Annotated in this window: 10 protein-coding genes, 1 pseudogene and 1 other annotated feature; of the genes and pseudogenes, 2 read left to right on the top strand and 9 right to left on the bottom strand. The window is 36.9% G+C overall.

What is annotated here, in order from left to right:
- Positions 1–220: 220 nt before the first annotated feature.
- Positions 221–1,453, bottom strand: coding sequence for an MFS transporter (locus ACZ9EE_RS03290; protein ID WP_476025262.1), 1,233 nt, complete (start codon positions 1,451–1,453; stop codon positions 221–223).
- A 33-nt stretch (positions 1,454–1,486) separates the two neighbouring features.
- On the bottom strand, positions 1,487–2,488 hold the full coding sequence (locus ACZ9EE_RS03295) for an ROK family transcriptional regulator (protein ID WP_476032838.1): 1,002 nt from the start codon (positions 2,486–2,488) through the stop codon (positions 1,487–1,489).
- A gap of 474 nt (positions 2,489–2,962) precedes the next feature.
- Positions 2,963–3,202, top strand: a binding site (T-box leader).
- A 52-nt stretch (positions 3,203–3,254) separates the two neighbouring features.
- On the opposite strand from ACZ9EE_RS03295, the pseudogene ileS reads away from it, so the two are divergent.
- Positions 3,255–6,348 (top strand): annotated as a pseudogene (ileS, locus tag ACZ9EE_RS03300) (isoleucine--tRNA ligase).
- 187 nt (positions 6,349–6,535) lie between these two features.
- On the opposite strand, the gene ACZ9EE_RS03305 reads toward ileS, so the two are convergent.
- From ACZ9EE_RS03305 to ACZ9EE_RS03330, 6 genes are all read right to left on the bottom strand, one after another.
- Positions 6,536–6,883 (bottom strand): VOC family protein, encoded by a 348-nt coding sequence (locus tag ACZ9EE_RS03305; RefSeq protein WP_476032839.1) that lies wholly within the window; start codon positions 6,881–6,883, stop codon positions 6,536–6,538.
- Between the two features lie 126 nt (positions 6,884–7,009).
- Positions 7,010–7,495, bottom strand: a complete 486-nt coding sequence (locus ACZ9EE_RS03310; RefSeq protein WP_476025263.1) for a DinB family protein — start codon at positions 7,493–7,495, stop codon at positions 7,010–7,012.
- A gap of 362 nt (positions 7,496–7,857) precedes the next feature.
- The gene (locus ACZ9EE_RS03315) at positions 7,858–8,202 is read right to left on the bottom strand and encodes a hypothetical protein (protein ID WP_476025264.1); all 345 of its coding nucleotides are present in this window, start codon (positions 8,200–8,202) and stop codon (positions 7,858–7,860) included.
- A gap of 861 nt (positions 8,203–9,063) precedes the next feature.
- On the bottom strand, positions 9,064–9,285 hold the full coding sequence (locus tag ACZ9EE_RS03320) for a helix-turn-helix domain-containing protein (RefSeq protein ID WP_476025265.1): 222 nt from the start codon (positions 9,283–9,285) through the stop codon (positions 9,064–9,066).
- A 10-nt stretch (positions 9,286–9,295) separates the two neighbouring features.
- Positions 9,296–9,775: a DUF2975 domain-containing protein gene (locus tag ACZ9EE_RS03325; protein WP_476025266.1), complete on the bottom strand. Its 480-nt coding sequence runs from the start codon at positions 9,773–9,775 to the stop codon at positions 9,296–9,298.
- A 99-nt stretch (positions 9,776–9,874) separates the two neighbouring features.
- On the bottom strand, positions 9,875–10,357 hold the full coding sequence (locus tag ACZ9EE_RS03330) for a DUF2975 domain-containing protein (RefSeq protein ID WP_476025267.1): 483 nt from the start codon (positions 10,355–10,357) through the stop codon (positions 9,875–9,877).
- 196 nt (positions 10,358–10,553) lie between these two features.
- Here ACZ9EE_RS03330 and ACZ9EE_RS03335 point away from each other — a divergent pair, with 196 nt between their 5' ends.
- Positions 10,554–11,069, top strand: coding sequence for a CBO0543 family protein (locus ACZ9EE_RS03335; RefSeq protein ID WP_476025268.1), 516 nt, complete (start codon positions 10,554–10,556; stop codon positions 11,067–11,069).
- Positions 11,070–11,463: 394 nt separating this feature from the next.
- Here ACZ9EE_RS03335 and ppsA read toward each other — a convergent pair whose 3' ends face one another.
- Entirely contained in the window at positions 11,464–14,076 is a 2,613-nt protein-coding gene (ppsA, locus tag ACZ9EE_RS03340) for a phosphoenolpyruvate synthase (RefSeq protein ID WP_476025269.1), read from the bottom strand.
- Positions 14,077–14,145: the final 69 nt, after the last annotated feature.

Consider the following 14,145-nt stretch of genomic DNA (forward strand, 5'->3'; position numbering starts at 1 on the left):
AGCCGATCTTCCATCTTGGAAAATCGGCTTTTTTCCTTTATTTTTTGGCTCTGTTAAACGATATTGTTGTTTTTTATACTCTGTTGATTGGACCGGAAATCAACAGCCATATTTAACAGAGCCTATTTTTTTAAATTCATCAATTGATTTGTTTTCCAAGGGAAGCAAGTCTAGTACTCTTTTATTTTGGAATATATTTTAAGATTTCGCTGTCTAATAATTAAAATGCTGTGGAGCTTGTGTCTTTTCTTTTCATTAAATCTTTCTTTTTAAGTAAATTGTTTAATTTTTCTGAGCTTAGGAGCATTACTACTACAAAAACAACAATACAAAGCGGGAAAATTCCTATCGTTGAATGTGTTGCAATGAAACCAAGAAGAGGCGGCATAAATGTACTACCTGTATAGGCCACAGCCATTTGATAGCCCATAATTGTCTGGGAATGCTTCTTCCCAAAACGATCTGGTGTTTCGTGTAACATACACGGGAATATCGGTGCTAATCCCAATCCAATCATAATAAAACCTACAAGCGAGAAGATGGACGGCAGTGGCAGGAAAAGAAGTACGGCACCGAATAATGCTATTATTTGGCCCATCCGAATGAGAGATAGATTACTAACTTTAAAGGTAATAAAGCCTGTAATAAATCTACCAACCGTTATTCCAGCGTAATAAAAGGAAACCCATTGTGCTGCAAGTGCCACGTGTAACTCTTTCACATTTACCAAATAGCTGCTTCCCCAAAGACCAACTGTTGATTCAACCCCACAGTAAAACAAGAAGGATGTAAGAGCCAGTTTGACTCCTTTCACTTGTAAAGGTTTCATTTCTTTATTCTCTTCATCATAGGTTAGACCTTTTGACTCTTCGGCTCCTCCATTCAAAGAAATAATGCTGTTATTTTTCACTTTATTCCATAAAGGCAAAGTGAAGAAAAGGATGATCACTAACGCAAACTGAATGCCAGAAATATCAAAATATCCGTTTCTCCAAGAATTTTGGCCTGAAATAAACTGAGCCATAATAATCGGACCAAGAGTGGCACCAACTCCCCAAAAACAATGTAACCAACTCATATGGTGTGCCTTATAATGTGTAGCAACATAATCATTTAATCCTGCATCAACAGCTCCTGCTCCCAATCCAAGTGGTATGGCACATAAAAATAACCAAACAATCGATGGAGCAAAGTGAAATCCTAGCAAAGCACAAGCAGTGATTAAGACGCTGACAAATGTAACCTTGCCAGTCCCAAACCTTTTTAGTACCTTCCCGCTGACTAAACTGGAGATAATAGTACTACCTGCAATTGTCATAAAAAGGAATCCAGCCATCTCCAATGGGGCCCCAATGTCAGGTTGCATCACAGGCCACGCTACCCCAAGCAGTGAATCAGGTAAGCCTAAGCTGATAAAAGCCGTATAAATTATTACTAAAAGGAGTGTAGCCATATTGTTATCCCGCCTATTTTTTTATTTTTATTCCTATGCTGTTGCATTCAACATAAGTTCCAGCCCAAGTCTTTGTAATCCATATAAATAGTCTTGTTTCCAATCACTTATTTTAAGGTCTGGAAGATGTTCTGCCGGGATATAGTTAGTGCTGACTTTGGCGATTTTTTCTAATCCTGATTCTACCACTTCATCATTGCAAAAAATGATGGAATGAGGGTTAATGATAGCCGTAAACGAGGCTACTAATCTGCTGATTGCATCAATCTGATCATCTTCGCAGATCGGCACCTTTTGGCTTCCAGTTCCATTTCCCAATGCTTGCCCGAAATTCCGGTCATTATATTGAGGAACGAATGAAACCTCACCGGCGAAGAATGTGCTTCCCCGCACAACATCTCCATTGATCATAAATCCAGCACCAGGACCATTTTGACCGGAATACAAGTATACAAGGGATTGATCTGCCTTAATTCCCCGATTATGATGATAACCGAGAACTGCCGCGTTCATATCATTCTCTACTACAACAGGTATTGAAAGATGGTCCTCATAAAATCCTTTTACATCAATATTTTTAAACTGCTCATAACCCGGTATATAAAAAATCTTCCCATTATCAACAGAACCAGGAACGCCGATTGCGATCGAATTAATTTTTGGATATGCAGTCATTAATCTCTCAATGGATGTAGTTAATAAATTTAAACCATCCTCAATTAATACACTCGGAACTCTCCCTTGTTCCTTTACTTCTCCAACACAATTAAAAATGGCATAATTCGTCTCAGTCCGCTCTAAGAAAATAGCTAGGCCCAGCATATGCTCAGGATTGTATGTATACCTTTTTGCTCTTCTTCCGCCACTAGAATCATCTAAACCGACTAAAATAATCTCTCCATCCTGTTCCATTTGTGCTAGGAACTTACTAATGGTGGGAAAACTAATTTTTAATTTATCTCTAAGTTCCACTTTTGTTGCACTTCCGAGCTCTAAAAGAGTAGTACGAATTTCTCGAAGTATTACCTTCCCCATCGATTTTGGAGTAGCATTCACAAACGTCACCACCTATTATCTATACTTATTAAAGAACTTTAATAAGTCTTGAACAAAAAAACTTATTAAAGTACTTTAATAAGTGGTCTTTTCAATATATCATGTAAAATCTTCAAAAACAATTGCTTTCTTCTTATACAGAAAGAAAACCATAATGCTAATAATATTTTTCATATTTTAATAACAGAATTTTTCATTTTGTACTCCACCTATTTTATTTATGTTAACTGATAAAAACAAAAATCCGTTCTCTATAATTAGTTGTTGAGCTATCCTGTAGTTAGTACAATAAAAAGGGGATCCCTCGAGCTATTCCAATCTTTAACTCTTGTCCCCGGTAGTTTAATTGAAAAGAAGAACGAATTTCTTTGGCAAGCCCGATTTAATTTAAACTGTAAAGAATTGTTTGACAATTAACTCTCCCCTTGTTACAATAAATTCCAATAAAAGCACACAAATTCGTTGATGAGAAAAAGTAGCGTTTCGTCTTGATCCATAGAGAGCTGACACTTTGGTGCAAGTCAGTGTTCGAGTGATACGTGAATATCCTCTCTGAGAAGTTAGGCTGAACTCTTTTAGTAAGCCTAAACGGAAGTCCACCGTTAAAAGGAACACGTATGATTGTACGTTGCTAAGTGCTATTGATCGGATCAATAGAATTAGGGTGGTATCACGGTTAACCCCGTCCCTTACAAGGGAACGGGGTTTTTGTGTGCTTTTAAAATTATTTATAGGAGTGAGTTATATGAACTCTAATGAAAGTAAAAAAACCGTTGTCCACCGTGAAGAACAAATTCGAAATTACTGGGGTGAAAATCATACCTTTAGGAAATCCGTTCAATTGAGAATACGGTAAAGAACCGTTCGTCTTTTTCGAGGGTCCCCCAACGGCAAATGGATTACCACATGTCGGTCATGCCTTTGGTCGAACGATTAAAGATGTGGTCGCACGGTACAAAACCATGCAAGGATTCCTCGTTGAAAGAAAGGCTGGCTGGGATACACATGGGCTTCCAGTGGAACTAGGTGTAGAAAAACAGCTGGGTATTTCAGGTAAACAAGAGATCGAACGATATGGTATTGAGCCCTTTATCAAAAAATGTAAAGAAAGTGTATTCACCTACGAGCAAAAATGGCGTTCATTTACAGAAGAATTGGGTTATTGGGTAGATATGGATTATCCCTATATGACCTTAACTAATGATTACATTGAAAGTGTCTGGAATATTTTAAGTAAAGTTCACAAGGATGGGTTGTTGTATAAAGGGCACCGAGTATCTCCCTATTGCCCCAGTTGTCAAACGACTTTAAGCTCTCACGAAGTGGCACAAGGCTACAAAGATGTAAAAGATTTATCAGCGACGGTTAAATTTAAACGTGTCGATGCCAACAATGAATATTTCTTAGGTTGGACAACGACACCCTGGACCTTACCTGCCAACGTAGCACTCGCCATAAACCCAAACTTAACTTATGTGCGTGTAAAAAAAGAGAATGAAGTATATATTGTTGCTAAGTCCTTAGTTGAAAAAGTACTTGGTGATTCTGTAACCGTGCTAAGTGAACATAGCGGTCGTGATTTTGAGGGCATAGCTTATACCCCACCTTTTAATTATGTAGAAGTTGAAAAAGGGCACCATGTCGTCTTAGCGGATTACGTCACTGAGAACAACGGTACTGGCATCGTTCATATTGCTCCAGCTTATGGAGAGGAAGACTACAAGACTGTTCAGCAGAATGGTCTATCCTTTATCAATGTGGTCGACCAAAAAGGATGCTACACATCCGAAATTACAGGACTCTCAGGCAGGTTTGTGAAGGACTGTGACCTAGATATTATTAAAATGCTTTCTGAAAACGGCACACTTTTTCATAAGGAAAAATATGAACACAGCTACCCTCATTGTTGGAGATGCGATTCTCCCCTACTCTATTATGCAACGGATAGCTGGTTCATTAAGATGTCGGCTTTAAAGGATAAGATGCTTGTTAACAATGCAACTGTTAACTGGTATCCTAACCATATTAAAAATGGGCGTTTTGGTAACTTCCTTGAAGACCTTCTAGATTGGAATATTAGCAGGAATCGCTATTGGGGTACACCATTAAACGTTTGGATATGTTCTAATTGTCGTCATGAAGAAGCACCAGGCAGTATCGAAGAACTACAAAAATTAGCTGGCACGTTGATCCCCTCTACGATCGAATTGCATAAACCATATATCGATGAAGTCCAGCTCACTTGTCCTCAATGTCGAAGTGTTATGCACCGAACATCTGAAGTTATAGATGTTTGGTTTGACAGTGGCTCCATGCCATTTGCACAGTATCATTATCCATTTGGAGATAAAGAAAAATTCAAGTCACAATTCCCTGCAGATGTTGTCATCGAGGGTATTGATCAAACAAGAGGTTTTTTTTACAGTTTGCTCGCGGTGTCAACACTTTACACTGGAATCGCACCTTATAAAAACGTTTTGTCACTCGGACATGTACTTGATGAACATGGTCAAAAAATGTCTAAAAGTAAAGGCAATGCATTAGATCCTGTTGAGCTAATAAGGGAATTTGGTGCTGATGCCCTCCGCTTCGCTTTCTTAGTGGATAGTTCTCCATGGAATCCAAAACGCTTTTCCAAAAAGATTGTTCAAGATGCAAAATCAAAGCTAGTTGACACATTAGACAATACGTATAAGTTTTATTCCATGTATGCAAAAATAGACGGCTTCGTATATGAAAGAAATCAAACTGGAAAGAGAACAACCCTGGATGAGTGGATCTTGTCTCGGCTTCACAATACAATCAGAAAAGTTGAGAATGACATGGAGCATTTTCAGTTTACCCAGACAACCCGTGTGTTGGCTGCACTGGTGGAAGATTTAAGTAACTGGTATGTGCGACGGTCGAGAAGTCGTTTTTGGGCAAATGGACTTTCGAATGATAAACTGGCTGCATATTCAACACTCTTTGAAGTGCTTAGTACAATCAGCCGTCTGTTGGCTCCGTTTGTACCGTATATAGCTGAAGATATTCATTTAAAGCTCCATGGACAGAGTGTCCATTTGCAAGACTATCCCAAATATGAAGATTCAATGATTAATGAAGATTTAGAACGAGATATGGAAACAGTCCTGAAAATCGTTGAACTTGGTCGCAGTATTCGGAATGCTCACAACTTAAAGGTTAAGCAGCCTTTAAATCAAATTGTTATTTGGCGTAATGAAGGGGAACATGATTTAAGCCGTTATTCCAATATTATTAAAGATGAGCTAAATTTAAAGAATGTTATCTTCACAGAAGATTTATCACGTTATGAATCAACTATTGTTAAGTTGAATTTTAAAATGGCCGGTGCTGCATTCGGAAAGTTGGTAAACGCAGTAAAAGAATTTGTAGACCATATTCCGGAAAACTTAACAAAGGCCTTATTAGAAAATGGCCAACTGCAAATAAACGTTAATGGCCAACCGTTAACATTAAAGAAGGAACATATAAATGTCGAGTACCAGGTTCAATCTGGATACGATATGGCTGGAGATCAGCAATTGAAGGTGATTATAGATTTAAAACTTACTCCTCAGTTAGTCAACGAAGGCCAAGTAAGAGAACTAATTAGAGCAATACAGGACACCCGTAAAAAACTTGATTTACCTGTTGAGAAATATATAGAGATTACTATCTTTTCCACTGATTTTAGTAAAGAGATCATTCAGAATTTTGAGGACCTCATCAAGGAAAACGTACTTGTTAACCAAATAAGGTTTAGAACACTAGACTATACCGATATACACTTAAAAGTAAAATTTGGGGATGAGATATTAAAGATTGCATTAAAATAGTAGCTTGACACAAAAAAAACACTGCAAACAGTTTAATTCATATATCTGTTTGCAGTGTTTTTTAATAAAAACTATTTTTTACTAGAGAGACTTATTAGTTAATTGTTCGACGCACCCGTTACTTGAATAAGAAAAAACGATCCTTCTTATTGAAGAATCGCACCAGTTTTAACAGATTAAAATCCGTTTATTTCTCCCATAGCTCAATCAGTCTACCTTCAGGATCTTTTATCCAAGTAAACTTTCCAAATTCACTAATCTCCTTTTCCTTCACAAGAGGCACGCCAATTTGTTCAAGATGCTTAATCGTCTCGTCTAGGTTATCAACTTGGAAATTTAACATCACTTGCTGTTCTGTTGGAAAATAACTGTCATCTTCAGCAAAGAAAGAAAAGATAGTTTCATTTTCTGAATGGGGTTTAATAATAGTCCCATTCCAATTGTCTATTTTAATCTGTAATACTTCACTGTACCATTTTTTTATAGCATCTAGGTTTTTAGTCCTCCAAAATATTCCCCCGAAACCTTTTATCATCATAATTAACTCCCTTCTCTAATCCATTATTTTTTCCATTAAATTAGACATTCAACAAATAAAAACAACATTGTCTTTCCAAATAATATTTGCGCTAATTTCTCAATTCTTTCATTTTTATTTGAATTATTTATTGTAATAAGATGAAAGACCCCGACCAATAAGGTTTGCAGAAACAGGCTTTTTTCCGATTTCCCTTGCCCAAATTGATATTTGTCCTATATGGTGAATTTCATGAGCAATGGTGTGTCGCATGATTTCCCCCCAAGTATCCGTCACAATTTTTCCATAAGGCAAGGTATCGTAAAATAAAATATTTTCCATACTAGCTTCCCAGTTGTTCACGAATCTTTCCACTTCTAAATGAAATTCAGCGTCCAATTTTCGAACCTTATCCAGGCTTTTATAACCATCGAAACTGTCCTGAAAGTCTGCTTTACCTTGTAAAAGACGTATCCAGCTCCATTCGACATCAACTATATGGAAAAGTGTATGCAATATACTTCCCATTCCACCAGTTCGGTTTTGCAGAAGTTCCTCTTCACTTAACTCTTCACACCAACGATACCAGTCTTCTCTTACCATCCAGTTATATCTAAAAAAAATTCGCAAAAAATCCCCTACCCATTTTAGAAAATTATTGAACTGTAAAAAATTCTATAAGAGAAATACCAGACATTGTTAAAAGATTACTATTTCTACAAATTGAGGTTGAATTCCTACTTCAAATATCCTGCCCCTTTAGCTTAGTAAACGGCCTTTCTACATTTAAAAAAAGTCGAATATACGCATGAGATGAATTATAACTTGCATTTCTTCCACTTTTTGATGGTTTTATATGTTGAACAATCCTAAAATAAAGAATCCTATTAATTGTTTGCAGCCAATTATCTGATACTCTACTGCTCCGTTAGTAAAAATGCGATCGCTCTTAGTGAGCAATCGCACCCGGTGGCTTAGCATGAAAACAGGTCTTATTTTACTAAATTTCTTCCATACTTATTATTCAAACGCTGCTTGCATTCCTCCCATGTAGGCTTATTTTCTGTTTCCCAATTAATTGATTCTAATTCGTTTGCAATATTTCTGGACACTTTCATTGCTTTTAAATGACTACCTTTGTTTCTGTACTCTTTCATAGCATCTTTATTTTCCCACATAGTTAGTGTCCAATAAGTATCCCATCCTTCATTATTAAACGAAGAATACAAAAGACCTTCCGATTTCCTAGATTGACTAACAGATTTAAATGTATGCCAAAAAAAGAGAGGTAACTTTCTCTTTCCTTTTAAACGAAGCCTGGTAACGGAGACAAACATATTTTGCTCCCTTCAATAAAGTATTATCTTTTACATTATTCTATTTATAGGTTTAAAATTCCTTTTTAAACTAACGTGACCTGTCAGTTAAACAAGAAAAAGTGACCATCGTAACAATCCTTATCTTAAATCCTTTTTTCCGTTAATCAAACAAGATAGATAGGCTTTATTTTCTTTGTAAAAAGATTATGTTAAAATTTAGTAAAAAGGAGAGAGCGCTTATGAAAAAGAATGTTTTTCCTATTTTTTTAGTTCTTATTGGTGTGTTAGTCGGTGCACTTGGTTATTATTTCTTTACAAACGTATTTATTCCCAATATGATGTAAATCGCCTCAGTGCGTGTTTGAGGCTTTTTATATTGAGTCCAATAAGAAAAAGCTCCCCTTCGACAGCCTGAATCTTCAACTCTTGCACCCCGATATCATAAGTGTAATTCATCACAAATTTATGTTAGGAATAAAAAAAAGGACTGTTCCTATTGAACAATCTAGCCCTGTACTCCTCTATCTATTTATTACCTTAACTAATTTAACCAATATGAATTTAAGAACAACCAGTCCAATAGGTATTAATGTGAAGGATTTCTTATGATTTATTGTGCATCTTTTCCACATGAAATCCACGCAACTGCTCCAAATAAAGCTCCAATGATTAAGATACTCCATTTTATTGCTTTTTTCATCTTCTCCACACCCTTGTTTCATCCTTTTATCACAGCTATCTCTAATATAAAACATTTTACCACATATATCCATATTTCCTCTTGAACTAACCTGCTCCTTCGCATAAGAAGAAAGCCGCCAAAAATGGCAGCTGAATCTGCAACGCTAGCACTCGTCAGTTGAATAAATTTATTGTCTATTATTCTTGAGTGTCTTCGTCATTTTTGTACTCTAAAATATCGCCAGGTTGACATTCTAATGCTTTACAAATTGCCTCTAAAGTTGAAAAACGTATGGCCTTTGCTTTTCCATTTTTCAATATAGACAGGTTAGCCATTGTTATTCCAACCCTCTCCGAAAGTTCAGTTACGCTCATTTTCCTTTTAGCCAGCATCACATCAATATTGATTATAATTGCCAAGTTATCCACCTCACACTATTAAATCATTTTCCGACAGTAGATCTACAATTTCTTTTACAAGCCTTTGGAGGACTCCCGCAAAGGTTGCGATTACGCTTGAAGCAAAGGTGGCATATAATCCCAGTGCTATGACACCTGCTCTGTCCCCTTCAATACATAAAGCGACAAATATGATTCCTGCGACAAAAAAGGCACTGATGGTGATAGCACAGCATTTGATAACCTTCAAAGCTTTAACAGATAATTCCGAGAAAGCCTTGTTCTTATCGATGTAAATTAAAAGATTAAATGCTTTATACAACGCTATGAAAAATGGAATAGACAATAAATAAGCACATAGTAAAAAGGGAAATTGCAAGTAAGCAGTCTCTGGATTCGCTTCTGCATCTCTATTGGCAATCTGAGGCACCCAAAATGTACACAAAGCAAGTGCAACAATTCCAATTAGAAGAATAACTCCTTTTAGAAAAAACATCGCTCCTCGGTTCATAGAAAACACCTCACTCATGAATGAATGCGTTATTTTGAGTTTTCATATCCATTTAACAACATCACATCGATACTGAATATCATTGCTATGTTCTCCACCTCAGACTGTTAAATCATTATCTGATTTTATATCGATCGCTTCTTTTAAAAGCTTTTGGAGAACAGCAGCAAAAACGGCAATCACCATAGAAGCAAAAGGAACAACCAACCCGACAAAGATGACACCTGGAGCATCATCTTTCTCCGCAAAGAGATAGAAAAGCGGCAAAACTAACACATGCAGGATACTGATTGTGATGGCACAGTGTTTGATTTTCTTTAAGGCTATTACTGATAATTCGGAGAAAGCTTTATTTTTGTCAATATAGCGTAATAGTTTGAATGCCTGATACAAAGCAAAATAAAAAGGGATCGCAGATGCATAAAAAACGATCGAAACGAGATATTTAATATAAGAAACCGCTGGAAGCAATTTTGCTGTCACATTCGCTAGCTCAGGCACTAAAAAGATGCACAAAGCAAGTACTGGGATTCCCATAAGAAGTACAGCGATTTTTAAAAACAATGTTGTTACTCTTTTCATAGAAAACACCTCACATATATTTTGTAATTTGATTTTAATTTATTATTTATCGTTTTTCAATAATTTTTTATTACATAAAAAAATATTTTTGTTGTTAATTAAAATAAAAAGCATTTCTTCACACAAAGAAATGCTCGATCATCGGTTTAGGGCATACTAAAAAGGGTAACTCGGTTATTTATATAAGGAGATATTTATGCAAACTTTATTTTCTATATTTTTTTTACTTATCGGTTTACTTTTTGGAGTCTGGAATCGTTGGAAGGAATTTTATCCGACATTATTATTTTGGATTATCGCTAATCTGCTATATAATACCTTGCTCCATAATTACAGGGTTTGGGAATATCATCCTGTTGGAATTGATCATATCATTTTTCCTACACATACAATCATTGGTTTAAAAATTCCTTTTTTAACCTACCCATTCGTTATTGCCGTCTTTTTAGGAAGGCTTCCTAAATTACTATCGAATAAAATCTGGTGGATTATTTTTTGGGCACTGCTTTTTGAAGGTGTAGAATTTATAGCATATCTTAACAAGAGTATTACTTATCATCATGGTTGGTCACTGCTTTGGTCTTTTGTATTTAATTTAGTCACCTTTACTGTATTACCTATACACCATTGGAAACCTTGGATAGCTTGGTCATTGTCTGTTTTATACATGATTATTTTATTCATTATTTTCCAACCTCCTATTCCAAAATAAGTACTAAAAAGTATTCAATTATGAATGCTTTTTTTCGTAATCCTTCATTCTTTTTCTTTTCTTTGAATCAATTCATTCCAATAGAAAGATATTTTCCGACTTTCTACAAGCCCTATGCGGTAGCCCCATTAAAAAAGCTGCATAATGGTAACAGGATCTTAAGCTATTGCCCCGTAGTGGTTGGAACATTACTTGGGTGGCTTATTCTAGGAGAGAATATAGGTGTAACCTTTTGGTTAGGCTCCATCCTAAATCTTACTGGGGTTCTATTTATTATGATTGAGAAAAGATCGCATTTAAAAAGAAAAGATCGCATTTAAAAACCCCTTCAATTGTATTTGAAGGGGTAACCACATGAGCGAAGCTATTAATTAAATCCGGACGTATTCAGTATTTACAATATTTCGATATACCCTTCTGTCCCATGCACGCGAATTCGTTGCCCATCTTTTATCAATTTGGTAGCATTTTCCACTCCTACTACAGCTGGTAAGCCATATTCACGTGCGATAACTGCTCCATGGGTCATCAGCCCGCCAACTTCGGTGACTAGGCCCTTTATGGATACAAACAATGGTGTCCAGCTAGGGTCAGTAAAGGAGGTGACTAATATATCGCCATCTTCTAAATCAGCATCTTCCATGTTTAAGATGACAAGTGCGCGTCCCTCTATCACTCCGGAAGAAACAGGTAGACCCACAATCGCTTCGGCTGGGAGATTTTCTCGTTTATACTTACCTACAATGATTTCACCATCTGACGTAATAACACGAGGAGGGGTTAGTTTTTCATATAATTTGTACTCGTCTTTTCGTTTGCGGATTATCTCGTAATCCAGTTTATTGGTGCGTACGACCTCGCCAAATTCTTCAAACGTGAGATAGTAAACATCTTCCTTTTCATGAATAACTCCCTCTTGGACGAGTTTTTCGGCTTCTTTCAATAATGCCTGCTTATAAACAAAATAGCGATTTATCATGCCGTATTTTGGATATTCACGATACCCAATGAAATTCCGGATGATGCTAATCATTCGCTTGGTCTCTTTAGCTTTTTGTTGACCATCCGGTAATTGCATCAATCGATCTAATAGCTCTTGTTCTTTTTTCAAGGCCGCACGCCGCCCATGCTCAAACTTCCGTTTGCTAGCATTCGGTTCAAAAGTTTTGATATTAATGAGAATCAAGGGGACGAGAGTAGTTGGTTTTTCACTCCAGCGACTTCTGGTAATATCAATTTCTCCGGCACATCTCATTCCGTATTTGTTGAGATAAGCTATTATTGCGTCACGGGTTTTTTGTCCGCCTTCAAACTTAACCAGCTCATCCAAAAAGTTATCATCTTTTACATGTTGTAAATAATCAATAACTTCTGGATAAGGACGAATCACATCTGCAACATCCAATAATGCTAGACCCATCTCGGAAGTAATATTGTTTGGTACAGATTGTGAAAGCGTGTCTGCTGCGTTTTTTTCACCTAACCACTTCTCCATTTTTTCATTGACCCATGATGAAGCATCCATAGCGGCCATAAATACAGCCGTACTCTGTGGGTTAGAAAGTATCTTCTTTAATTGCTGGATATCTTCTTGAATAAAATTAAATAAATCCGTTCCTGATTGGGTTTGGATGTTTTGTTTTAACTCTTCTATCGATGCTTGACTACTCTTGATCAAATCCGTAACGATTGTCGGATCGTTTTCGGTTTGTGTCAGAAAGTCCACGGGTTTCCTATTATTGCTTTGACCGGAACTTTGTAATTTTTCATCATCTGGTAACAATTTTATAAAATTTTCGCGTTCGATTACAGTGGTAAGTGCGTCTTTCATGAGCGGATCGTGTTGTCCCATGGCATTTAAAAACATTTTTCTACTGACAGGCGAAGCCAGTTTTTGTGTAATATCAACAAACAACCTTCCACCAGCTCTTCGCATCGGTGCCGAAGTTGTTAACAGGAAAAAAGATAATCCCAATGGTTTTAGGGGCGCGGTCATCATTTGTTGATGTCCGACAGATATATAGACGTGATTTTCTTGATCATTCGCTTCAGGAATGGGGTAAAGCGTAGTAATTGGCCGACTCTGGACGATATAAAATGTATCATCAACCAAACACCATTCGATATCTTGTGGACCGCCAAAATATGCTTCAATCTGTCTTCCGATGCGCGCAAGTTGTAAAATTTGTTGTTCAGTAAGTGTTTGAGTCTTTTGCTGATGGGGATCGATCTGCTGTGTCTCTGTTCCGCCTTCTTTTCGTGCATAGATAGCCAATTTTTTGGTGGCGATCATCTTATTAACGATTTTTTCTTCCTGTACTTTATAACAATCGGCTGATACCAAGCCTGAGACCAGTGCTTCTCCAAGCCCAAAACTGGCCTCGATTGATAGCAGCTTTCGGTTAGAGGTAATCGGATCAGCAGTAAATAAAATGCCTGAGGCCTCTGGGTAAACCATCCGTTGAATAATAACGGATAAATACACTTGGCTGTGGTCAAATCCGTTTTGCATACGGTAGATTACTGCACGATCCGTGAATAGGGAAGCCCAACATTTGCTGATATGCTGCAAGATGGCTTCTATTCCGATGATATTTAGATAGGTTTCTTGTTGACCAGCAAATGAGGCATATGGTAAATCTTCAGCGGTCGCACTAGAACGAACTGCATAAGCATGTTCTTCGCCAAGCTGAGAAAGATAATCAGCAACAGCGCAGGCAACATCGGTAGGAATATCAACCTCCATAATAATTTGTCGAACCTTCTTGGTGATTTCACCGATTTGATCTCGATCCTCTACCCTCAGCATTGTTAGTTGATCCAACAATGCTTGAAACGTTTCGTTTTGTTCGATGGCTTTTTGATATCCCACTGTTGTAACACAAAATCCTTCTGGTACTTGGATTCCTTGGACTTTTGATAATTCTCCTAAATTTAACCCTTTTCCGCCGACAAGCAAAAGCTGTGTTTTTTCCATTTCCTGAAAACCGAGAACAAGTGGCCCCATCTATATCCCTCCAACGAATCTCATTACAGTTCTATTGCATTTTAGCAGTAGTAAATGAGAATAAAAAGG

It is taken from the genome of Bacillus sp. URHA0034 (assembly GCF_056280405.1).